Source organism: Streptomyces pseudovenezuelae, assembly GCF_029892565.1.
Lineage (GTDB): Bacteria > Actinomycetota > Actinomycetes > Streptomycetales > Streptomycetaceae > Streptomyces > Streptomyces pseudovenezuelae_A.
Map to the genome: position 1 here is coordinate 14,785 of NZ_JARXVH010000015.1, position 20,373 is coordinate 35,157.

Here is a 20,373-nt window from a genome sequence, read left to right on the forward strand (position 1 = left end):
GCCGGGCCGTCGGCGTTTCGCCCGCCCCGGCGTCCGGATCCGCGCCCTCCTCCCCCTCCCCCACCTTCCCGGACACACCCCGTGAACCGGCCCGACACCCTCCCCGCCACACCCGCCAGATAGCCTCGCCGTATGAGCAGGCCTCCGTCCTTCACCCCGCCCCCCGGCGCCCGCGTGTACTCGCTGCGTACCGCGCGTGGAGAGTTCGCCGCCGTCGACGCAGCCGTGGCTGCCGGTGTCGAGCCGAGGGGTGTGGCGCTGATGCTGCCCGGGTTCACCGGCAGCAAGGAGGACTTCAATCCGCTGCATGAGCGGCTCGCGGCCCGCGGGTACCGGACGGTCGCCGTGGACGGACGCGGACAGTACGAGTCCGACGGGCCGGTGGATGATGAATCGGCGTACGCGCAGGAGAAGTTGGCGCGGGATGTGCTCGCTCAGGTCGCGGCCCTCGACCACCACGGTCCCGTGCATCTGGTCGGGCACTCGCTCGGCGGGCAGATCGCCCGTGCCGCCGTTCTCCTGGACCACTCGCCCTTCCGGTCGCTGACCCTCATGGCCTCCGGGCCGGCCCAGATCTCCTCCTCGCAGCAGCAGCGCGTGAAGCTGTTGCGGGACGCGCTCGCCGTGATGACCCTGGCCGAGGTGTGGGAGGCGATCCAGGCCATGGAGCCGCAGCCGCCGGAGGAGACGGACGCGGGTGGGTTGGACGACGGGCTCGGGGACCAGGAAGACCTGCGGCGGCGCTGGTTGGGCAACAAGCCCGCCCAACTCCTCGCCACGGGACGCCAGTTGTGCGTCGAGCCGGACCGCGTGGCCGAACTGGCCGCCGTGCCACTGCCGTTCCACGTCCTGTCGGGCGCGCGCGACGACACCTGGCCGGTGACGTTGCTCGATGAGATGGCCCTGCGGCTGCGCGCCCATCGGACGGTCGTCCAGGGCGCCGAGCACTCCCCCAACACCGACCGTCCGGCGGAAACGGCCCGCGCCTTCGCGGACTTCTGGGACCGCGCCGACGACGAGCGTCGCCGTCATGCGGATCGGTGACCTGGCACGCCGTACGGAGGTGCCGACCCGACTGTTGCGCCACTACGAGAAGCAGGGGCTGCTGTACGCCCATCGCGACGGTAACGGCTACCGCGTGGCGTGATCCCCGAGCTGGAGGAGGGGCGGACGACCACGTCCGAGCTGTTCCAGGCGCATCGTCGCCGGTGACGACCCGGAGGCCCGGGCGACGGTGGCAAAGGTCCGCGAGGCCGAGCGCCACCACGCCCGCTGACCTCTCGACGGTCACCGGAACACCTGGTCACCCGGGCACCCGCTCCCGGTCACCGGCGCTAGTACTGCGTCTGCAGGTGCTCCCAGAACCCGTCCCGCAGCGCCCGCCGCAGGTCGGCCTGTCCGCGCAACGAGTACTGGAGAAGTCCCTCGGCCTCGACCAGCAGATCCTGGTCGACCGAGCCCGGCAGGTACGGGTGGCCCGGCAGCAGCTCCACCAACGCCTCGCGCCCCCTCGCGGCCAGCCACTTCGCCGCGATCTGGGCGCCGACGAAGCGGACGTCCTCGCGGGTGGGCCGGGTCGCCGCGGTCTCGAAGGCGAGGGCGGTGCGCCGGGCGACGTACGGCTTGAAGAAGTCGAGGTCGAAGGTGCGCTGGCTGTCGACCTCCCAGAGCAGCGGCTCCGCCTGGTTGCGGCCCTCGGGGGCCTCGATGCCCCACAGGTGGACCCGGGCCCCGTACCCCTGCGCCGCCTCGACCGCCGACACCAGGTCCTCGTCGCCGCCGAGCAGGGCCGCGTCGCTGATGGCGCGGTGCCGGGCGAGCGATTCGAGGTCGGTGCGGATGAGTGAGTCGACGCCCTTCTGCTGGTTGTTGGCGTTCAGATTGCCCAACCGGACCTTCACGTCCGGGAGTTCGGCGATGGACTGCTGCTCGGCGGTGTGGATGCGGCGCCTGGCGCCGTCGTACCAGTAGACCCGCAGCAGCCTGCTGTCAGCGAAGATCGTGCGCGCCTTGTCGATGAGCGCCTCGATCAGTCCCTCGGAGTCGAGGTCGAAGGCGCGACGGTCCTCGGTGCCGGCGACGAGACGTCCCGCGGCCGCGTACAGGTAGCCCGCGTCGACGAAGATCGCATGGGTCGAGGGCGTCTTCGCCACCTCGGCGAGCATGCGTCTCAGCAGCTCGTTCGTGCGGTCGATGCGGGCGCCGAGCGCCGTCAGGTCGTCGTCTCTCATCGCCTCCATTGTCTCGGCGGTCACGCTGCGAACACAACCGGTCCCGGTCAGTCTCCTGTGAACACCTTGCCGATCCCTTACCGGTCAGTAGTTAGTCGTTCGAAAAATTTCCTTAGCGTAGGGAATGTTTGTAACACGCATCCCGTTGACTACATCAGTAACCAAGTAGTTCTCCTCAGGAGGATGACCAGACGAAGGGAGAAGCCATGCGCTTCGAAATCATGCGTCTCGACGAGGTCGACGGCACCACCGTGGACAGCACCGTCGTGGACGCCGCCTCCGTCAACCGGATCGTGCAACAGGCCGCCGCCATAGGACAGCGTCTGTGGATCCGCCCCGCCGAGACCAAGGCCTCGTAACACTTACGCGGATCCTTAAACCACACTTCAGAGCCCCCGTACGGCACCGATGCCGCGCGGGGGCTCTGCGTATGAGCCAAGAGATACGCGGTACGAGGGTCAACTCCCCTTGATCACCTGCGTGATGCCGTTGATGATCTGTTGCACGGCGATCGCGGAGAGCATCATCCCGGCGAGCCGCGTCACCAGCACCACACCGCCGTCCTTGATGACCCGGATGATCAGCAGCGAGTACCGCATCACCAGCCACAGCACGACATGGATCGCGAGGATCGCCGCCCACACCGACACCTGCGAGGCGACCCCGTCGGCCTTCTGCACGGCCAGGATGACGGACACGATCGCGCCGGGCCCGGCCAGCAGCGGCATGCCCAGCGGTACCAGCGCCACGTTGACGTCCTTGGTCTGCTTCGGCTCGTCGGTCTTGCCGGTGAGCAGATCGAGGGCGATCAGCAGGAGCAGCAGGCCGCCCGCGATCATCAGCGCGGGCACGGAGACGTGCAGGTAGTCGAGAATCTGGTGTCCCAGAAGCCCGAAGACGGTGATCACCCCGCCCGCCACGCACACGGCCTGGAAGGCCATCCGCTTCTGCACCTTGCCGGGCCGGCCGGCGGTGAGGGCGAGAAAGATCGGTGTGATCCCGGGGGGATCCATGATGACGAACAGGGTCAGGAACAGGGAGCCGAAGACGGCGACGTCGAACATAGGTGAGCTACTGGCCTTGCGGGAGAAGAGAAAAAACGGGACGGGGGCGGGGGCGTCAGGCTCCGCCGGCCCCCGGCACCGGGAACGCACCCGTCGCCCGGCGCGTGATCTCCCCGTACACCTCGGGATCCGTGACGTACTCGCCGAGCACGCACGTCTTGCGGCTGCCGTGGTAGTCGCTGGACCCGGTGGTGAGCAGCCCCAGTTCCTTGGCCAGCCCCCGCAGCCGCGCCCGTGTCTCCAGGTCGTGGTCCATGTGGTCGACCTCGATGCCGTCGAGCCCGGCGGCGGCCATCTCGGCGATGGCGGACTCCGGCACGGTACGACCGCGCTTGCTGGCGCCCGGATGCGCGAACACGGTGACTCCGCCGGCGGCCTTGACCAGCCGGATCGCCTCGAAGGGATCGGTCTCGTGCTTCGGGACGTAGGCCCGGCCACCGTCGGCGAGCCACTCCGGCGTGAACGCGTCGTTCACCGTCGCCACCACGCCCAGTTCGACCAGCGCGGTCGCGACGTGCGGCCGCCCGACCGACCCGTCCCCGGCGATCCGCGCCACCTGCTCCCAGGTCACCGGCACCCCGGCCGCCTGAAGCCGCGCCACCATCGCCCGAGCCCGCGGCACCCGATCGTCGCGCACGAGTTCCCGCTCGGCGAGCAGGGCCGGCTCCTCCGGATCGAAGAGGTACGCCAGCATGTGCATGGAGATCCCGTCGATACGACAGGACAGCTCGGCCCCGGTGACGAGAGTGAGCCCCTCGGGCAACGCGGCAATCGCCTCGGCGTACCCACGGGTCGTGTCGTGATCGGTCAGCGCAACAACGTCCAGCCCGGCCGCGCCGGCATTGCGCACCAGCTCAGCGGGGGTGTCCGTACCGTCAGAGGCAGTGGAGTGGGCGTGCAGGTCAATACGCACTACGCGAACTCCAGGCGGTGACGGAAAGAAGGGGACCGCCCAAGAGTAACGGCTGCATGGACCCACCCAGGGGCGCGGGGAACTGCGCGACCAGCCACGCACAACCCGCACCCGCACCCAACCAGCCCCCCACCCCCCCCCTAGGCGCTACGGCTCAAGCAAGCGCGGCGCCAGCGCCCCACAGGGCACCAACTCCACTTCCGCCCCCGCATCCCGCAAATCCGTGAGCACCAACTCGTCATACATCAACAACCCAGACTGCTCAGGCCACACCACAGCCCACAGCCACAGCCCAAGCGCCTCACCAGCAAAAACAGCCCGGTCATCGGGACCACCGGCAACATGCCAAAGAGGGGTGGGGCGGCCAGCCGCGAGCACCTTCGCCTGAGGCGGCTTCTCCACGTTCATGTACGGCCCGGGGTCCGGCCCGTCGATCCCCGCGTACCGCGCACCGAGGCCGACACCGAGTTCCTCGGCGACAAGGATCAGCTCGCCGATCCCACCGAGCGGCCCCGGCCCGGAACACGCCACAGCCGTCGCACGACCCCCGCTGCGGTCGTCGCCCGCGCACGCCACGCCCGTGAACAGCCAGCCGACCGGCAGCGGCCACGGCATCCACACCGGTACCTGCGTGCGATGCACGACGACTTCGAGGGCCTCGACGCTGGGCGGGATCACGGGCTGCAGCGGATGCACCGTCCCGTGCACATCGCACTGCCAGGAATCGGCGAAGAGTCCGGGAGCCCTGACCCGGCCACCACACTTCGGGCAACTGGGTTCGCCCCTCATAGGGCCCCACGGTCCTACCCTCGCTCGCGCACGTCAAGGACGATCACCCGTCCGGACGGAACCGCTCACCGAGCGGAAATAGATGTAACTTGCATTCATTACCTTGCCTAACTTACTATGTGTATATACCAACTACTTGGGAGGAAGCATGGACGACCCCTTCGACGCGGGAGCCGGCGCCGGCAGCATCTTGCGGCAGCCGAAGGCCGTGTGGGCGACGGCCGGCGCGTCCGTCGTCGCCTTCATGGGCATCGGACTCGTCGACCCGATCCTGCCGTCCATCGCCAAGGGCCTGGACGCCACGACCAGTCAGGTCTCCCTGCTCTTCACCTCGTACTTCCTGATCACCGCAGTGGCGATGCTGGTCACCGGCTTCGTCTCCAGCCGTATCGGCGGCCGGAAGACCCTGCTGCTCGGCCTCGCGCTGGTGGTCGTCTTCGCCGGTCTCGCGGGCACCTCGAACTCGGTCGCCGAACTCGTCGGCTTCCGCGCGGGCTGGGGCCTGGGCAACGCGCTCTTCGTCTCGACGGCCCTCGCGGTCATCGTCGGCGCGGCGGCGGGCGGCAGCTCCGCAGCGATCCTGCTGTACGAGTCGGCGCTCGGCCTCGGCATGGCGTGCGGCCCGCTGCTGGGCGCGCTGCTCGGGGACGCCAGTTGGCGCTACCCCTTCTTCGGCACCGCGTTCCTGATGGCGATCGGCTTCCTGTGCATCACGGCGTTCCTGAAGGAGCAGCCGAAGCCGACGACGAAGACCTCACTGCTGGACCCGATCAGGGCGCTCGGCCACGGTGGACTCGCCTCCGCGGCGGCCTCGTCCTTCTTCTACAACTACACGTTCTTCACCGTGCTGGCCTTCACCCCGTTCGTGCTGGACATGACCCCGTACAAGTCGGGTGCCGTGTTCTTCGCCTGGGGCGTCCTGCTCGCCGTCTTCTCCGTGTTCGTGGCACCGCGGCTGCAGGAGCGGTTCGGTTCGCTGAAGGTGCTCGGCGGATCGCTGGTGCTGCTCGCGGCGGACGTCCTGGTCCTCGGCTACGGCGACCACACCACAGCCGTCGTCTGCACGATCCTGTCCGGCGCCTTCATCGGCGTGAACAACACCGTCTACACGGAGCTGGCGCTCGGTGTCTCGGACGCGCCGCGCCCGGTGGCGAGCGCGGGCTACAACTTCGTCCGCTGGTTCGCGGCCGCGGCGGCGCCGTTCTTCGCGCCGAAGATCGAGGAGTGGAGCGACATCCACATCCCGTTCGTGGTCGCGGCGGTCACGGCCCTGCTGGGCGCGGTCGTGGTCGTCGTACGGCGCAAGGCGCTCACGCACGACGCGGAGGTGCTGGAGACGCGGCACGCGGTCGAGGACAGTGTCACCGTCTTTGCCAACTGAAGCTTTTCGGCCACCGCCCGGTGAGCTTGCTCACTCCAACGGGACGGACCTGCGGGACGGATCCCGCAGGTCCGTCCCGTTCGTCAGCCAGCGCTCCTGGAGGGCCTGGGCGCCGTGGACGCGTTTCCAGGCCGCCTCGTTCGGGGTCATCGGGAGCAGTGGCAGGAAGAGGACCGGGGAGAGGGGGGCGTCCAGTTCGAGGTCCTCGACCAGTCCGCCCGGCTCGGCCACCAGGACCGAGGTGAACGGCGCTCCGGGCCACAGCGGCTCGCCCACGTCGAGAGAGGCGCCCGGCGCCACGACCACCCCCTCCACCTGCGGCGACGCCGCGAGTACGGCGAGCGGGCGGAGCACCTTGTCCGTCTCGGCGAGACCGGCGCGGACGGAGAGGACCAGTTCGGCGCGCGGTCCCTCGACCGGGTCGGCGAGCATCGCGGTGGGGTCGCTCATCGGCTGCGCGGACATGCCGAGCGTGGCGTAGCGGACGACGTCCCCCTCCTGGAAACGCAGCACCTCGACGCGGTCCGTGCCGAGGAAGGTGACCGCCGCGCGCGCGTCCGGCTCGCCCAGCGCGGTGCGCAACCGGGCCTCGACCAGAGGAAGAACATCAACCATGTCGCGAGCATAGAACTCGTCAGTACCGGGCAAAGCGGCGCCTTGACACTTCGGCCGACTGCTAGTCTTGCCCGGTGGTTCGGGGCAGCACGCAGAAGCGTCGCGATCAAGCCCCGGCGCCGACGCCACTCCCTTTCGAGGGATTGAGACTCCCTTACGAGGGACCGGCCGGAGGAGGTGGGGCTGTCATGGATCGAAGTCGACCGTGCAGTACCACTCGTTCTTCCGGCCGCTGATGCAGCTGCTGTGACTCCGGCAACCGCCGCCTCTCACACTCGCGTCTTCAGCACGGAAGAGCATTTCATTCCGTTTTGCCTGATCTGTCTGATCTGAAGCAGTAGCTGATCCAGCAACGAACCCCGCTGCCGCGATGATGCGGTGCTCCCCGCTTTGTGGACGTGCCAAACACACCCGCAGTAGGACGTCCCCATTCCGGGTAGTTCCACCCGTCGCCGCCGCCCTTTGTTGCCTGTCACGAAGGAGCCTGCCATGTCGATGATCCGTGACCTGCGTGCCGCAGTACGCCCGTCGCGTCCCTCGCTGCGCAAGGACACCGGCGCGTACGACACCACCCGCGACCCCGGCACCCCGTCGGCCGTCGTCGACTGCGCCGTCTACCGCGACGGCACCCGCGTCGTGACGCCCAAGCCGCTCACACCGCACGAGGCGATGCGTCAGGTGCGCCGCGACGGGGGCTTCGTGTGGATCGGTCTGCACGAGCCGACCGAGGCCGAATTCGCCGGTATCGCAAGCGAGTTCGGGCTGCACCCGCTGGCCGTGGAGGACGCCGTCCAGGCCCACCAGCGCCCCAAGCTGGAGCGCTACGACGACTCCCTGTTCACCGTCTTCAAGACCATCCACTACGTCGAGCACGACCAACTCACCGCCAACAGCGAGGTCGTGGAGACCGGCGAGGTCATGTGCTTCACCGGGCGGGACTTCTTCATCACCGTCCGGCACGGCGGCCAGGGCTCGTTGCGCGCGCTGCGGCACCGGCTGCAGGACGACCCCGAACTGCTCGCCAGGGGCCCCTCGGCCGTGCTGCACTCGATCGCCGACCACGTCGTCGACGGTTATGTCGCGGTCGCGGACGCCGTGCAGGACGACATCGACGAGGTGGAGACCGAGGTGTTCTCACCCGGGCGGGGCGGCATCTCGCGCGGTGTCGACTCGGCGCGGATCTACCAACTCAAGCGTGAGGTACTGGAGTTCAAGCGCGCGGTCTCGCCCCTGCTGCGGCCCATGCAGCTGCTGAGCGAGCGGCCGATGCGGCTGGTCGACCCGGACATCCAGAAGTACTTCCGGGACGTCGCCGACCACCTCGCCCGGGTTCAGGAACAGGTCATCGGCTTCGACGAACTGCTCAACTCGATCCTCCAGGCCAACCTCGCGCAGGCGTCCGTCGCGCAGAACGAGGACATGCGGAAGATCACCGCGTGGGCCGCGATCATCGCCGTACCGACGATGGTCTGCGGGGTGTACGGCATGAACTTCGAGCACATGCCCGAGCTGCACTGGCGCTACGGGTACCCGATGGTGATGACCTTCATCGTGGGTGTCTGTCTGACGATCCACCGCACCCTGAAGCGCAACGGCTGGCTGTGAGGGTGCCGGGAACGGCCCTGGATAGGCTGAGCCCATGACAAGCGAGCTGCTCGACCAGGCCCTCGTCGAGGAGGCCACGAAGAAGTCCGGCCTTGTCTGGGTCAACGGTCCCGGCGTCCCGCCGCGTGCCGTCTGGCACGTCTGGCACGAGGGCGCGGCCTGTCTGGTCGGCGACGGTCCCGGCGAGCAGCCGCTGCCGGGGCTGACCGACGGCGGCTTCGCCGACGTCACCGTGCGCAGCAAGGACAAGGGCGGGCGGCTGGTCTCCTGGTCGGCGAAGGTCGTCGAACTCGCGCCGGGCTCCGAGGCCTGGCAGGCGACGGTCGCCGAGCTGAAGGGCAAGCGGCTGAACGCCCCCGACGGCGAGGCGATGCCGGAGCGCTGGGGGCGCGAGTGCCGGGTGCTCCGCCTGGTTCCTACGGGTTCTGTGGCGCCGTTGCCCGATGGCAGCCTGGCCGAGGCGCCGTTGCCGTCACCGGCGACTACGCGTCAGCCGGTCCCGGCGGGGCTGCCGCGGTTGCTTTTTCGGAAGCGGCGACGGAAGTAGCCGACGGCGAGGGCGGGTTCGGCACCGCTACGACGTCGGCAGCTGCTTGCCGTAGTCCACCGTCTCGTCGTCCTTCGGTTCGGTCAGGGGGAAGGTCTTGCCCCAGGACGAGAAGGTGAGGGTGCCGGCGCCGCCGGCGCGTTCCAGGCGGAGGGGGTACGGCTCGCCCTTGAGGGAGACGTCCAGCTTGCCGCCGGAGCCGTCGTCGCCGGTGATGCGGATGGTGCGGGTGCCCGACTGCTCGTGGTGGCCGTCCGTCGCGACGGTGCCGTGCAGGGTCAGCAGTCCGTCGAGGAGGACGTCCTTCTCCGTGAAGCCACTGAACTTCTGGTAGGAGGGGTCACCCTTGGGCACCTTCACGTACTTGCCGTCGAGCTTGTCCCCGGCGCCCGCGTCCGAGCCGCCGTCGGCCTGGTTCCAGAACTCCGCGTTCGCCTTCAGGTACAGCTGCTCACCGACGCGCAGCAGCCCGAAGGCCACCCCCTTCGAGGTGACCGAACCGGTGCCGCCGTCGGACGACAGCCGCATGTCGAGCGTGTACGTCCGTCCGTTGGTGACGACGTTCCCGGCCAAGCGCACCGCCGCGGCGGACTCGGCGGCCGTCTTGGACTTGGACTGGATCGTGGCGGCCGGCAGTTTGCCGACCCCGTTCGTGCCCGCGTCCGGATCCTCGCTGCAGCCCGTGAGCACCCCCGTCCCCGTCACCACCAGAGCGCACACCGCGCTCACCAGCGTGACTCGGCGGGTACGGCCCTGGGGAATCGCGGTCACAGGTGGGGCTGCCTTTCTGTCGCGGGACGGAGGCAGCGTACCGGGGCCGCGCGGAGTGAACGGAGCCAGTCCGTCCGGACCCCCTACCAGGGCGGACCCGATCGGGACGGGCTAGCCTGAAGCCCATCCGAGCGGGCAATTCGGAAAAGGAACACCGTACGAAACACCCGTAAGAAGCAGCACGAGACACCCGTCGAAAAGGAGGCGCGGCCATGGCATCGGGCGCCCCTTCCCGGATCTTCGTCTCGCACCTCTCCGGCGTCCCCGTCTTCGATCCCAACGGCGACCAGGTGGGCCGCGTCCGCGATGTCGTCGTCATGCTGCGGGTGGCCCGGCGCCCTCCGCGCGTACTCGGGCTGGTCGTCGAACTCACCACGCGCCGCCGGATCTTCCTGCCCATGACCCGGGTGACCGGCATCGAGTCCGGCCAGGTCATCTCCACCGGCGTGCTCAACGTCCGCCGCTTCGAGCAACGGCCCACCGAGCGCCTCGTCTTCGGCGAGTTGCTGGACCGGCGCGTCACGCTCGCCGAGACCGGCGAGGAGGTCACCGTCCTCGACCTGTCGGTGCAGCAGTTGCCGGCCCGCCGGGACTGGGAGGTCGGCCGCGTCTTCGTGCGCAAGGGGCGCAAGGGCAGCACCTTCCGGCGAGCCAAGGGCGAGACGCTGACGGTGGAGTGGTCCGCGGTCACCGGCTTCTCCCTGGAGGAGCACGGACAGGGCGCCGAGAGCCTCCTGGCCACCTTCGAGCAGCTGCGTGCGGCCGACCTCGCCAACGTCCTGCACCATCTCGCCCCGAAACGGCGGGCCGAGGTCGCCGCCGCCCTCGACGACGACCGGCTGGCCGACGTACTCGAAGAGCTGCCGGAGGACGACCAGATCGAGATCCTCGGCAAGCTCAAGGAGGAGCGCGCCGCCGACGTCCTGGAGGCGATGGACCCGGACGACGCGGCCGACCTGCTCGGCGAGCTGCCTGAGGAGGACCAGGAGCGGCTGCTGAGCCTGATGGAGCCCGCCGACGCGGCCGACATGCGGCGCCTGATGTCGTACGAGGAGCACACGGCCGGCGGTCTGATGACCACCGAGCCGATCGTGCTGCGCCCCGACGCGACCGTCGCCGACGCCCTCGCGCGCGTGCGCAACGCCGACCTCTCCCCCGCGCTCGCCGCCCAGGTCTACGTCTGCCGGCCGCCCGACGACACCCCGACCGGCAAGTACCTGGGCACGGTCCACTTCCAGCGCCTGCTGCGCGACCCGCCCTACACGCTGGTCAGCTCGATCCTCGACGACAGCCTCCAGACCCTCGACCCGAAGGCCGCGCTGCCCGTCGTCGCCGGGTTCTTCGCGACGTACGACATGGTCGCGGCGCCCGTGGTCGACGAGGCCGGGTCGCTGCTGGGCGCGGTGACCGTGGACGACGTACTCGACCACATGCTGCCCGAGGACTGGCGGGAGACGGAGTTCCACCTGGACGAACCCGATGAACCGCATGAACCGGACGGACCGGTCGAAGGGGAGGAGGCGACGGCGCATGGCTGAGCGCGAGACCGCACGCGAGCGCACCCCGGCGGGGGCGACGGCGACCACGCGCGCGCGTGCCCGTCTGGACCAGCCCCGGCCGACGCGGCGCCGGTTCCTGCCCGAGTGGGACCCGGAGGCCTTCGGACGGTTCTCGGAGCGCATCGCGCGCTTCCTGGGCACCGGGCGGTTCATCGTCTGGATGACGGTCGTCATCATCGCGTGGGTGCTGTGGAACATCTTCGCGCCGCGTGATCTGCGCTTCGACAACTACCCGTTCATCTTCCTGACGTTGATGCTCTCCTTGCAGGCCTCCTACGCGGCCCCGCTGATCCTGCTCGCGCAGAACCGGCAGGACGACCGCGACCGCGTCAATCTCGAACAGGACCGCAAGCAGAACGAGCGGTCGATCGCCGACACCGAGTACCTGACCCGCGAGATCGCGGCCCTGCGCATCGGCCTCGGCGAGGTGGCGACCCGCGACTGGATCCGCTCCGAGCTGCAGGACCTCGTCAAGGAGATAGAGGGGCGGCGCGACGGGCATGTCGTATTCCCGGCAGAACGGTCTGCCGGGCGTGACGCAGACGACCGCTGAGGGGCTGGCCGAAGGTACCGCCCGGCGCCGTACCATCGACCCTATGGCTAGCGAAGACGCGGTGCGCGAAGCACTGGCGACGGTGAACGACCCCGAGATCAACCGGCCCATCACCGAGCTCGGGATGGTCAAGTCCGTGGAGATCGACGCGGACGGAGCGGTCGCGGTCACCGTGTACCTGACGGTCTCCGGCTGCCCGATGCGGGAGACGATCACGCAACGCGTGACCGATGCGGTCGCCGCCGTGGACGGTGTCAGCCGCGTCGACGTGACCCTCGACGTGATGAGCGACGAGCAGCGCAAGGAACTCGCGACCGCCCTGCGCGGTGGCCAGACCGAGCGCGAGGTCCCGTTCGCCAAGCCCGGCAACCTCACGCGGGTCTACGCGGTGGCGTCCGGCAAGGGCGGTGTCGGCAAGTCCTCGGTGACGGTGAACCTGGCGGCGGCGATGGCGGCCGACGGCCTCAAGGTGGGCGTCGTCGACGCCGACATCTACGGCCACTCGGTGCCGCGCATGCTGGGCGCCGAGGGGCGTCCGACCCAGGTCGAGAACATGATCATGCCGCCGTCGGCGAACGGCGTGAAGGTCATCTCCATCGGCATGTTCACCCCGGGCAACGCACCGGTGGTGTGGCGCGGCCCGATGCTGCACCGCGCACTCCAGCAGTTCCTGTCGGACGTGTACTGGGGCGACCTGGACGTCCTGCTCCTCGACCTTCCGCCGGGCACGGGTGACATCGCCATCTCCGTCGCCCAACTCGTCCCGAACGCCGAGATCCTGGTCGTGACGACCCCGCAGCAGGCGGCGGCCGAGGTCGCCGAGCGGGCCGGCTCCATCGCCGTACAGACCCACCAGAAGATCGTCGGCGTCGTCGAGAACATGTCCGGCCTGCCCTGTCCGCACTGCGGCGAGATGGTCGACGTCTTCGGCTCGGGCGGCGGCCAGTCGGTGGCCGACGGCCTGACGCGCACGACCGGCGCCTCCGTCCCCGTCCTCGGCTCCATCCCCATCGACGTCCGCCTCCGCGAGGGCGGCGACGAGGGCAAACCGGTCGTCCTGACGGACCCGGACTCCCCGGCGGGTGCGGCACTGCGAGCGATCGCGGGCAAGCTGGGGGGCAGGCAGCGGGGCCTTTCGGGACTGTCCCTGGGGATCACCCCGAAGAACAAGTTCTGAGAACTACGACAACGGGGGTGCCGTCCTGACAGGACGGCACCCCCGTTGTCATAGTCCCGACTAGGCGTAGGCCGAGATGTCCTTGATCATGGCGAAGCCGAGCCCGTACGCGCTCATGCCCCTCCCGTAGGCCCCCACATGCACGCCCGCCTGCGTCGACCCGGCAAGCACCCAGCCGAACTCCGACTCGCGGTAGTGGAAGGGCGTCGGGACGCCGTCCACCGGCAGGGACAGGGACGACCAGTCGGACCCGGCGAGATCGTCCGCCAGGGCCCACGCCGTCTCGGTCTGCTGATCCAGCCAGTCGTCCCGCAGCGAGTGGTCCATCTGCCCGGGCCAGGTGAAGGACAGCAGCCCCACGCCGGCAAGCCAAGCCGCCGAGGAGACCGACGTGGCCTCCAACAGCCCCGTACCGTCCGCACTCCGCCGGGACGGATTCGCGGCGACGGTCACGACGACCGCGAACTTCTCCTTCGGCTCACCGGCGGAGCCCACCGCGTACTCGTTCTTGACCGAAGGCTCGTCACCGTGCCCGATCGACCCGTGCTCGACGGCCCCGTCGGCCGCCGTTCCCACCTGCATCAACCAGCGCGGCCCCGTGAAGGCCTCGTCGAGGCCGTACCACGGGAAGGGCGCCTGCAGGTAGCCGTCGACCGTGCGCCGGGCGAAGGGGACCTGTTGTCCACCCTCCGCGGCCGGCGCCTGTGCGACCGCCTGACTCGTCGTCTCCATGTGCCCGGACGCCTCCTCGCTCTCGTCGGGCCGGAGCGGCCCGCCCCCCTTCGGGCGGCGTTGCTTGTTCGCCTCCGGCCCGCACAACAACTCGGCAGCATAGCCACCCCGCCGCGGACAGCCCGGAAATCGCCCGGCGCGTGGGTCGTACGGGAGGCCTGTTCAGGGCGCGCGAAGGCGTCGCCGGGTATGAAACGCGTCACGTACGACGCGGGTGAAGAGCCCGGGCGTACGGCTCAGGTGGCGTCCGCGTCGAAGGGCGGGCGGTCGTCGTCCTCGGGCTTCTTGGTCATGTCGACGCGACCACCGGAGGAACCGGACGAGGCGGAACCGGAGGACCCGGAAGAACCGGAGGAGCCCGATGTATCGGTGTCGCGGGTGTGCACCGCGTCCGTGACCTCGGCCATCTCCTTCTTCAGGTTGAAACCGTTGCGGATCTCCTTGAGCCCAAGTTCGTCATTGTCCAGCTGCTTGCGGATGAACGTCTTGGGGTTGAGGTCCTCAAGCTCGAAGTCCTTGAACTCCGGGCCGAGTTCCTGCCGGATGTCCTCCTTGGCGCTCTCCGAGAACTCGCGGATCTTGCGTACGGTCCGCATGACGTCCTGGATGACCTTGGGGAGCTTGTCCGGACCGAAGACGAGCACGGCGAGGACGATGAGCGTCACCAGCTCCAGCGGTCCTATGTCATTGAACACCTGATGCTCCTTGTGGTCCGGGCCGGATCCACGGTACCCGGCGATCCGGTTCGACCGGTACTGTCCCGAGCGCTCCGAGTGGGCCCGCATGCCGGTTTTTCCGGTTGTTTGCCTTGTGGACGAAGGGTCGTGACCTCACATGTGAGGTTCCTGTCAGTTGCAGTCGAGGGCCAGTGGTCGTCGGGGATCAGTCGCCGTCGGAGGATCCGAGCACCAGCGAGATAGCCAGCTCCTTGCCGTCGCGCCGCACGGTCAGCTCCAGCCGGTCGCCGGGGCGGTGGGCCCGGGTCTTGACGATCAGCTCCTCACCGGAGTGGACGCGCTGGCCGTCGACCTCGGTGATGACGTCGCCCGCCTTGAGGCCGGCCTTGTCGCCTGGGCCGCCCGCGTTGACGGCCGGGGCGCCGCCGCTGCCCTTGGTGCCGACGCGGGCGCCGTCGCCCGTGTAGTCCATGTCGAGGGTGACGCCGATGACCGGGTGGGTGGCCCGGCCGGTGTTGATCAGCTCCTCGGCGACGCGCTTGGCCTGGTTGACGGGGATGGCGAAGCCGAGCCCGATGGAACCGGCCTGGCCACTGCCGGAGTCCGAGCCGTCGTCGGCGGAACGGATGGCGGAGTTGATGCCGATGACCCGGGCCCGCGAGTCGAGCAGCGGTCCGCCGGAGTTCCCGGGGTTGATCGGCGCGTCGGTCTGCAGGGCGTCCACGTACGAGACGTCGCTGCCGTCGACGCTGTCGCCTGCCGTGATGGGCCGCGACTTGGCGCTGATGATGCCGGAGGTGACGGTGCCCTCCAGGTCGAAGGGGGCGCCGATGGCGACGACGGGGTCGCCGACCTGGACGTTGTCGGAGTTGCCGAGCGGCAGGGGGCTGAGCCCGCGCACGCCGGTCACCTTCACCACGGCGAGGTCGTACCCGCTGTCCCGCCCCACGACGGTGGCCTTGGCGGTGTCCCCGCTGTTGAAGGTCACCGATATCTCGCCGGAGGCACCGGCGGGTTCGACGACGTGGTTGTTGGTGAGGATGTGCCCGAGGTCGTCGAGCACGAACCCGGTGCCGGTGCCGGACTCCTCGGCGCCGGTCACATGCAGGGTCACCACACTGGGCAGGGCCCGCGCGGCGATCCCGGCCACACTGTCCGCGGCCCGCCCCACAGGCTCCTTACCGGCCTGCGGCAGCTCTACGCCGCCCACCCCGCCGTTGCGCTCCAGATACGCCCCGATGGCACCCCCGACGACCCCGGACAGCAACGCGAGCGACACGGCTCCGCCGACCAGGGCCCGCCGCACCCGCCGACGGAGCGACGCGACTCCACCGACCGCGGCACCGCTTTGCTGGAGGGGTGCGGCGGGGGCCGCCCAGGGGTCGTAGTTCTGCCAGGGGGTGGCGGGAGTGGAGGGCGTGGCAGGAGCACCGGGAGTGGGGGGTGGCTGGGTGGGCGGCGTGCCGTTTGTCGGGGGCGGCGGGGTCGCCGTGCCGTCTGCCGGGAACGGGGGTGGCGTGCCGTGCGCCGGGGGCGTGGCCTGCGTGCCGGCTGCCGGGGGCGGGGCTGCCATGGCGTCTGTCGTGAACGGCGCCTGCGTTCCGGCCGTCGGCAACGGCGCCTGCGCGGCGGGCGTCGGGAGGAGGGAGGCCCGCACGCCGGGGGCCTGAGACGGGTCCTGCGGGCGGTCTACCGAGGGCGTGGCCGACATGCCGGCAGTCGTGAACGGCGCCTGCGTGCCGGCTACCGGCAACGGCGCCTGCGCGGCGGGCGTCGGGAGGAGGGGAGCCTGCACGCCGGGCGTCGGGAGGAGGGGAGCCTGCACGCCGGGCGCCTGAGACGGGTCCTGCGGGCGGTCCACCGAGGGCGTGGCCGACATGCCGGCAGTCGTGAACGGCACCTGCGTGCTGGGGACTTGAGGCGTGGCCTGCGTTCCGGGGACCTGGGGCGGCGCCTGCACGCCGGAGGCCTGCGGCAGCGGCGGTATCGCCGTGCCCTGCTCGGGCGTGGTCGCGGGGTGCTGGACCGGCGGGGCGGAGGCCCAGGGGCCGGGCTCGCCGTAGGGCGGGGTGCTGTAGGGGTCGGGATCGTGCAGAGGCTTGGGGCGTTCATCGGACGCAGGGGCGGCGGAAACCTGGGCCGGCTCCTCCGTCGGGGCCTCGTCCTCTGGAAGCCGCAGCTCGAAGTCGCCGTCGGAAACGGTGCCGACCGAATCCGCGCTGGCCGAATCCGTGCCGACCGAATCCGCGCCGCTCACCCCCGTCGGCGGCGCCAGCGCGAAGTCGTCCTCGGCGGAAGCGGGGCGCGGGAAATCGCCCTCGGCGGAAACAGGCCGCGCCAACTCGAAATCACCGTCGGAGGAAACGTCCCCCGCCGCCCCCGAAGGGTCCTGCGGACGCACCCGGCTCCACCACTTCGCCTTCGTGGGCTTCCCCTCGTCCATGCTCTCCCCACAGCTGACCGCGGCACGGCTCGTCGTCGGCTGTCGCGGTTCGTCGACTCCGCGCCCGGCTGCCTGCCCAGGGCGCGGCCCTCACAGGATTCAACCAGGTTCGCGAGCTGAAGCGCAGGGGCCGGTCAGCGGGCCGTGCGCGAAGAGGTGGGGGAGGAAGGAGCGGAGGTCGTGTCGGGGACGGGTGCGGCGAGCAGGCTGCCGGGGGCCGTGACCTCCGGCGTGGTGGACCAGGAGGTCAGGGTGAACGGCGGGGTCGTGCCGAGCGGACGTATCAGCGGGGACACGGCGGCGACACCGGAGACCACCGGCGTGGCCAGCGTGTGCATGGTCTCCTCGCGTCCGGCGACCGCGGGGCTCGGTACGCCGGGCAGCAGGGGCGCGGACACCGAGGTCGGGGCGACCGGGGTGCCGAGCGAGCGCTGATTCTGGCCCTGGGCGAGCAGCGGGCCGACGCCACGGCGCCGCTGGCTCTCGGGGGCCGTCGAGGCTCCGGTGCCCTGCGTGCGCATCGGAGTCACATTGCTGCCCGTGCCGGTGCCGCCGCGGGCGTCCGCGGTGTCGGTCGGGATGCCGCTGGTGACGCCACCGAGCGCGATCGCGGCCAGCGACACCGCACCGGCGGCGACGAACGCGAACCGCATCCCGCGCGAGGCGGAGCGGTCGGCCTCGTGCCGGCTGACGTCGTGTATGCGGAACCCGCGGTCGGCCGCGGCGGGCATGGGTACGGGCGCGGCCGCGGCCACCGGGGTGTGCGGGCGGGCCGGCACGTAGCCGAACTCGAAGCGCTCACCGCGCCTCATCCCGAAGGCTCCGGACGTTCCTGCTCCGGCTCCGGCGGTGGGGCGTCCGGCGAAGCCGTCGGAGAATCCGCCCCCGCCGAACGGCGAGCCACCGCCGTCCGTGTCACCTCCTCCGGGGAGCCCCTGGAGACGGGCCAGGAAGCTCTCGGAGGGCGGCGGGGGTGCCGCCTCCGCGAAAACGTTCTTCAGGCGTCGCTGGGCGTCGGCCTCGGCCTTGCACTTGGCGCAGGTGGCCAGGTGGGCGAGGACGCGCTCGCGCGACTCGTGGCCGAGCTCTCCGTCCACCAGGGCGGAGAGTCGGTCTCCCAGATGCTGCTCGGAAAAGCGCCCTTCAGCGGGGCTGGGTCGTGATCCACTCACGCGGTCGCGCCCCCTCCCCCCAGTGCGGGCACCCGTGGCACGAAGGAGGAACGGCGCTCGGCCGCCCTGGCCTCCGGCGAACGGTGCGCCAGGGCCTTGCGCAGCTGGGAACGGCCACGATGGATCCGGGAGCGGACGGTGCCGAGCTTGACGCCGAGCGTCGCGGCGATCTCCTCGTACGACAGTCCTTCGATGTCGCACAGGACGACCGCGGCGCGGAACTCCGGGGCGAGCGTGTCGAGGGCCTGCTGGACGTCCGCGTCGAAGTGCGCGTCGTTGAAGACCTGCTGGGGCGACGGCTCACGGCTGGGCAGTCGCTCGGCCGCGTCCTCCCCCAGCGCGTCGAAACGGATGCGCTGCTTGCGACGGACCATGTCCAGGAAGAGGTTGGTCGTGATGCGGTGCAGCCAGCCCTCGAAGGTGCCGGGCGTGTAGGTGGACAGGGACCGGAAGACGCGGACGAAGACCTCCTGCGTGAGGTCCTCGGCGTCGTGCTGGTTCCCGGTCAGGCGGTATGCGAGCCGGTAGACGCGGCCGCTGTGGGTGCTGACGATCTCCTCCCACGTGGGCGGAGTCCACGCCTGCCCGTCCGCGTCGGTGGTGAAAGTCGCGGTCTGGGTCTGGTCAGCGGCGTGGCTGGGGTCAGCAGCGGTGTCGTTCACGGATTTCGGCCTGCCCGCCGATCCGAGGAAGCGCCGCAGCACTCCTCCCCGATCCATAGGCGCAGCCGCACCTCCCCTGTCGGCTCTGGTGGTGTCCAGTGGAGCCCCTACCATAGCCACCTCGCCCGTTAGCTCCGGATAAGCGGTTTTACGAGAATTTGATGAGGGCCGGCCCGGCTCGGGCGGCTGCGTCAGCAGTTGCCCGAGGCCCCGCTCGTCCCCCTGCTCGTCTTCGTGATCCAACTGTGTCCCCCCGCTCTGTCTTCCACCCCTCTAAACGCCTGGTCCCATCTGCGGGTTCCCGACCCCAACGGATACAGTCACGCCCAGGCAACCACGGGGACAGGAGAGGGTCATTACCGGCAACCGGCAGACGAGCTGGGCGTTCTCCGACGCCTACGTCGCCGAGGACGAAGTGCTGCGCTGGGCCCGGGACCGGGCCCGTGAGGCGGGCCTGCGCTCGGTGTCGCCCGGCACGGGCTCCGCGCTGCGTCTGCTGGCCGCCTCCGTGGACGCGAAGGCGGTCGCGGAGATCGGCACGGGCACCGGCGTCTCCGGTATCCATCTGCTGCACGGCATGCGCGCGGACGGCGTACTGACCACCGTGGACCCCGAGCCCGAGCACCAGAGCTTCGCCCGCCAGGCCTTCCGCGCCTCCGGGTTCGCGAGCAATCGCGCCCGCTTCATCCCGGGCCGCGCCCTGGACGTACTGCCCCGGCTCGCGGACGCCGGCTACGACCTCGTCTTCTGCGACGGCGACCGGCTGGAGTTCCTCGACTACCTCGCTGAATCGTTGCGCCTGCTCCGTCCGGGGGGCCTGGTGGTCTTCGAGGGCGTCTTCGCCAACGGCCGCACGGTCGACTCGGGCCCGCAGCCGACGGAGGTCCTGCGCCTGCGCGAGCTGCTGCGCGCGGTCCGCGAGACCCAGGAACTGGTGCCGTCCCTGCTGCCGGTGGGCGACGGCCTGCTCTGCGCGGTCAAGCGCTGAAGGGACGAAAACAGCTGCCCCGGCACCGAATACGGTGCCGGGGCAGTGACGGGTCTGGTCGCGTGCGCGTCAGCCGACGACCTTCTTGAGGGCGTCGCCGAGCGCGTCGGCCTCGTCAGGGGTCAGCTCGACGACGAGTCGACCGCCGCCTTCGAGCGGAACGCGCATGACGATGCCCCGCCCCTCCTTGGTCACCTCGAGCGGGCCATCGCCCGTTCGCGGCTTCATGGCCGCCATGCTCGTTCCCCTTCCTGAAACCAGCTCATCGTCAAAGCCGACGGCCCGGGAGGGCACGCGTGGCCACAGCGTGGAACTGGGACGCACGACACCGGCATCGAACATATTGCTTCCAGGCCATTATCCCGCATCTCAGGACCCGATGACCAACATCAGTCGGCATCGCTTGGGACACGCGCGCGAGCAAAACCACCCAATTCGGCGATGTGACTGCGATACTCCGCCGCCGCACGGACTTCCGCGGACCGGAATCCGTC

The 20,373-nt window shown here is 70.2% G+C and carries 22 protein-coding genes; 10 read left to right on the forward strand and 12 right to left on the reverse strand.

All coding sequences use genetic code 11. The annotated features are described in order from the left end of the window. The first annotated feature begins 132 nt into the window (after nucleotides 1-132). Entirely contained in the window at nucleotides 133-1,044 is a 912-nt protein-coding gene (locus M2283_RS36875) for an alpha/beta fold hydrolase (RefSeq protein WP_280880849.1), read from the forward strand. After that, nucleotides 1,031-1,147 carry a MerR family DNA-binding transcriptional regulator gene (locus M2283_RS36880; RefSeq protein ID WP_432423177.1) on the forward strand — a complete coding sequence of 39 codons (117 nt, stop codon included), beginning with the start codon at nucleotides 1,031-1,033 and terminating at the stop codon, nucleotides 1,145-1,147. The genes M2283_RS36875 and M2283_RS36880 overlap by 14 nt, the downstream gene beginning before the upstream one ends. Nucleotides 1,148-1,334: 187 nt before the next feature. Here M2283_RS36880 and M2283_RS36885 read toward each other — a convergent pair whose 3' ends face one another. Then, entirely contained in the window at nucleotides 1,335-2,240 is a 906-nt protein-coding gene (locus tag M2283_RS36885; protein ID WP_280881046.1) for an NYN domain-containing protein, read from the reverse strand. Between the two features lie 197 nt (nucleotides 2,241-2,437). Between M2283_RS36885 and M2283_RS36890 the strand changes: the two genes are divergently transcribed. Next, a complete protein-coding gene (locus M2283_RS36890; protein ID WP_019058373.1) occupies nucleotides 2,438-2,590 on the forward strand; it encodes a hypothetical protein in 153 nt (50 codons plus the stop codon). 99 nt (nucleotides 2,591-2,689) lie between these two features. Here M2283_RS36890 and M2283_RS36895 read toward each other — a convergent pair whose 3' ends face one another. The 3 genes from M2283_RS36895 to M2283_RS36905 all read right to left on the reverse strand — a co-directional run bounded on the left by M2283_RS36895 (nucleotide 2,690) and on the right by M2283_RS36905 (nucleotide 4,997). Then, entirely contained in the window at nucleotides 2,690-3,295 is a 606-nt protein-coding gene (locus tag M2283_RS36895) for a MarC family protein (protein ID WP_280880850.1), read from the reverse strand. Nucleotides 3,296-3,350: 55 nt separating this feature from the next. Then, on the reverse strand, nucleotides 3,351-4,208 hold the full coding sequence (locus M2283_RS36900) for a PHP domain-containing protein (RefSeq protein WP_280880851.1): 858 nt from the start codon (nucleotides 4,206-4,208) through the stop codon (nucleotides 3,351-3,353). A 147-nt stretch (nucleotides 4,209-4,355) separates the two neighbouring features. After that, nucleotides 4,356-4,997, reverse strand: a complete 642-nt coding sequence (locus M2283_RS36905) for a DUF6758 family protein (protein WP_280880852.1) — start codon at nucleotides 4,995-4,997, stop codon at nucleotides 4,356-4,358. Between the two features lie 148 nt (nucleotides 4,998-5,145). Between M2283_RS36905 and M2283_RS36910 the strand changes: the two genes are divergently transcribed. After that, nucleotides 5,146-6,378: an MFS transporter gene (locus tag M2283_RS36910; protein ID WP_280880853.1), complete on the forward strand. Its 1,233-nt coding sequence runs from the start codon at nucleotides 5,146-5,148 to the stop codon at nucleotides 6,376-6,378. A 30-nt stretch (nucleotides 6,379-6,408) separates the two neighbouring features. On the opposite strand, the gene M2283_RS36915 is transcribed toward M2283_RS36910, so the two are convergent. Next, a complete protein-coding gene (locus M2283_RS36915) occupies nucleotides 6,409-6,993 on the reverse strand; it encodes a suppressor of fused domain protein (protein WP_280880854.1) in 585 nt (194 codons plus the stop codon). Nucleotides 6,994-7,482: 489 nt separating this feature from the next. Here M2283_RS36915 and M2283_RS36920 point away from each other — a divergent pair, with 489 nt between their 5' ends. Together M2283_RS36920 and M2283_RS36925 are read left to right on the forward strand one after the other, a co-directional pair. Next, nucleotides 7,483-8,598, forward strand: a complete 1,116-nt coding sequence (locus M2283_RS36920) for a magnesium and cobalt transport protein CorA (RefSeq protein WP_280880855.1) — start codon at nucleotides 7,483-7,485, stop codon at nucleotides 8,596-8,598. 34 nt (nucleotides 8,599-8,632) lie between these two features. Further along, nucleotides 8,633-9,145 carry a hypothetical protein gene (locus M2283_RS36925; RefSeq protein ID WP_280880856.1) on the forward strand — a complete coding sequence of 171 codons (513 nt, stop codon included), beginning with the start codon at nucleotides 8,633-8,635 and terminating at the stop codon, nucleotides 9,143-9,145. Nucleotides 9,146-9,172: 27 nt separating this feature from the next. Here the strand turns inward: M2283_RS36925 and M2283_RS36930 are convergent, their stop codons facing one another. Continuing rightward, the gene (locus M2283_RS36930) at nucleotides 9,173-9,916 is read right to left on the reverse strand and encodes a hypothetical protein (protein ID WP_280880857.1); all 744 of its coding nucleotides are present in this window, start codon (nucleotides 9,914-9,916) and stop codon (nucleotides 9,173-9,175) included. Nucleotides 9,917-10,128: 212 nt separating this feature from the next. Between M2283_RS36930 and M2283_RS36935 the strand changes: the two genes are divergently transcribed. From M2283_RS36935 to M2283_RS36945, 3 genes are read left to right on the forward strand one after another with little or no spacing between them, the layout of a single operon-like run. Further along, nucleotides 10,129-11,454, forward strand: a complete 1,326-nt coding sequence (locus M2283_RS36935; RefSeq protein WP_280880858.1) for a magnesium transporter MgtE N-terminal domain-containing protein — start codon at nucleotides 10,129-10,131, stop codon at nucleotides 11,452-11,454. Then, nucleotides 11,447-12,028 (forward strand): DUF1003 domain-containing protein, encoded by a 582-nt coding sequence (locus M2283_RS36940; RefSeq protein WP_280880859.1) that lies wholly within the window; start codon nucleotides 11,447-11,449, stop codon nucleotides 12,026-12,028. The genes M2283_RS36935 and M2283_RS36940 overlap by 8 nt, the downstream gene beginning before the upstream one ends. Before the next feature lie 43 nt (nucleotides 12,029-12,071). Beyond that, nucleotides 12,072-13,205, forward strand: a complete 1,134-nt coding sequence (locus tag M2283_RS36945; RefSeq protein ID WP_280880860.1) for an Mrp/NBP35 family ATP-binding protein — start codon at nucleotides 12,072-12,074, stop codon at nucleotides 13,203-13,205. Nucleotides 13,206-13,265: 60 nt separating this feature from the next. Here the strand turns inward: M2283_RS36945 and M2283_RS36950 are convergent, their stop codons facing one another. The 5 genes from M2283_RS36950 to sigE all read right to left on the reverse strand — a co-directional run bounded on the left by M2283_RS36950 (nucleotide 13,266) and on the right by sigE (nucleotide 18,933). Beyond that, nucleotides 13,266-13,937, reverse strand: a complete 672-nt coding sequence (locus tag M2283_RS36950) for a hypothetical protein (RefSeq protein WP_280880861.1) — start codon at nucleotides 13,935-13,937, stop codon at nucleotides 13,266-13,268. 236 nt (nucleotides 13,938-14,173) lie between these two features. Further along, nucleotides 14,174-14,632, reverse strand: coding sequence for a sec-independent translocase (locus M2283_RS36955; protein WP_280880862.1), 459 nt, complete (start codon nucleotides 14,630-14,632; stop codon nucleotides 14,174-14,176). Nucleotides 14,633-14,819: 187 nt separating this feature from the next. Continuing rightward, the gene (locus M2283_RS36960; protein WP_280880863.1) at nucleotides 14,820-17,057 is read right to left on the reverse strand and encodes a S1C family serine protease; all 2,238 of its coding nucleotides are present in this window, start codon (nucleotides 17,055-17,057) and stop codon (nucleotides 14,820-14,822) included. 134 nt (nucleotides 17,058-17,191) lie between these two features. Continuing rightward, nucleotides 17,192-18,229, reverse strand: a complete 1,038-nt coding sequence (locus M2283_RS36965) for an anti-sigma factor family protein (protein WP_280880864.1) — start codon at nucleotides 18,227-18,229, stop codon at nucleotides 17,192-17,194. Beyond that, on the reverse strand, nucleotides 18,226-18,933 hold the full coding sequence (gene sigE, locus M2283_RS36970) for an RNA polymerase sigma factor SigE (RefSeq protein ID WP_280881047.1): 708 nt from the start codon (nucleotides 18,931-18,933) through the stop codon (nucleotides 18,226-18,228). Before sigE ends, M2283_RS36965 begins: the two co-directional genes overlap by 4 nt. Before the next feature lie 313 nt (nucleotides 18,934-19,246). Here sigE and M2283_RS36975 point away from each other — a divergent pair, with 313 nt between their 5' ends. After that, nucleotides 19,247-19,879, forward strand: coding sequence for an O-methyltransferase (locus tag M2283_RS36975; RefSeq protein ID WP_280881048.1), 633 nt, complete (start codon nucleotides 19,247-19,249; stop codon nucleotides 19,877-19,879). Between the two features lie 69 nt (nucleotides 19,880-19,948). On the opposite strand, the gene M2283_RS36980 is transcribed toward M2283_RS36975, so the two are convergent. Next, nucleotides 19,949-20,116: a DUF3117 domain-containing protein gene (locus M2283_RS36980; protein WP_003966491.1), complete on the reverse strand. Its 168-nt coding sequence runs from the start codon at nucleotides 20,114-20,116 to the stop codon at nucleotides 19,949-19,951. Nucleotides 20,117-20,373: the final 257 nt, after the last annotated feature.

What these genes read in the sequence shown, in the direction of transcription:
- M2283_RS36980 (WP_003966491.1), bottom strand. Translation starts at nt 20,116, where the DNA reads ATGGCGGCCATGAAGCCGCGAACGGGCGATGGCCCGCTCGAGGTGACC.
- M2283_RS36885 (WP_280881046.1), bottom strand. Translation starts at nt 2,240, where the DNA reads ATGGAGGCGATGAGAGACGACGACCTGACGGCGCTCGGCGCCCGCATC.
- M2283_RS36890 (WP_019058373.1), top strand. Translation starts at nt 2,438, where the DNA reads ATGCGCTTCGAAATCATGCGTCTCGACGAGGTCGACGGCACCACCGTG.
- M2283_RS36875 (WP_280880849.1), top strand. Translation starts at nt 133, where the DNA reads ATGAGCAGGCCTCCGTCCTTCACCCCGCCCCCCGGCGCCCGCGTGTAC.
- M2283_RS36945 (WP_280880860.1), top strand. Translation starts at nt 12,072, where the DNA reads ATGGCTAGCGAAGACGCGGTGCGCGAAGCACTGGCGACGGTGAACGAC.
- M2283_RS36910 (WP_280880853.1), top strand. Translation starts at nt 5,146, where the DNA reads ATGGACGACCCCTTCGACGCGGGAGCCGGCGCCGGCAGCATCTTGCGG.
- M2283_RS36880 (WP_432423177.1), top strand. Translation starts at nt 1,031, where the DNA reads ATGCGGATCGGTGACCTGGCACGCCGTACGGAGGTGCCGACCCGACTG.
- M2283_RS36950 (WP_280880861.1), bottom strand. Translation starts at nt 13,937, where the DNA reads ATGGAGACGACGAGTCAGGCGGTCGCACAGGCGCCGGCCGCGGAGGGT.
- M2283_RS36925 (WP_280880856.1), top strand. Translation starts at nt 8,633, where the DNA reads ATGACAAGCGAGCTGCTCGACCAGGCCCTCGTCGAGGAGGCCACGAAG.
- M2283_RS36940 (WP_280880859.1), top strand. Translation starts at nt 11,447, where the DNA reads ATGGCTGAGCGCGAGACCGCACGCGAGCGCACCCCGGCGGGGGCGACG.
- M2283_RS36960 (WP_280880863.1), bottom strand. Translation starts at nt 17,057, where the DNA reads ATGGACGAGGGGAAGCCCACGAAGGCGAAGTGGTGGAGCCGGGTGCGT.
- M2283_RS36905 (WP_280880852.1), bottom strand. Translation starts at nt 4,997, where the DNA reads ATGAGGGGCGAACCCAGTTGCCCGAAGTGTGGTGGCCGGGTCAGGGCT.
- M2283_RS36920 (WP_280880855.1), top strand. Translation starts at nt 7,483, where the DNA reads ATGTCGATGATCCGTGACCTGCGTGCCGCAGTACGCCCGTCGCGTCCC.
- M2283_RS36895 (WP_280880850.1), bottom strand. Translation starts at nt 3,295, where the DNA reads ATGTTCGACGTCGCCGTCTTCGGCTCCCTGTTCCTGACCCTGTTCGTC.
- M2283_RS36935 (WP_280880858.1), top strand. Translation starts at nt 10,129, where the DNA reads ATGGCATCGGGCGCCCCTTCCCGGATCTTCGTCTCGCACCTCTCCGGC.
- M2283_RS36915 (WP_280880854.1), bottom strand. Translation starts at nt 6,993, where the DNA reads ATGGTTGATGTTCTTCCTCTGGTCGAGGCCCGGTTGCGCACCGCGCTG.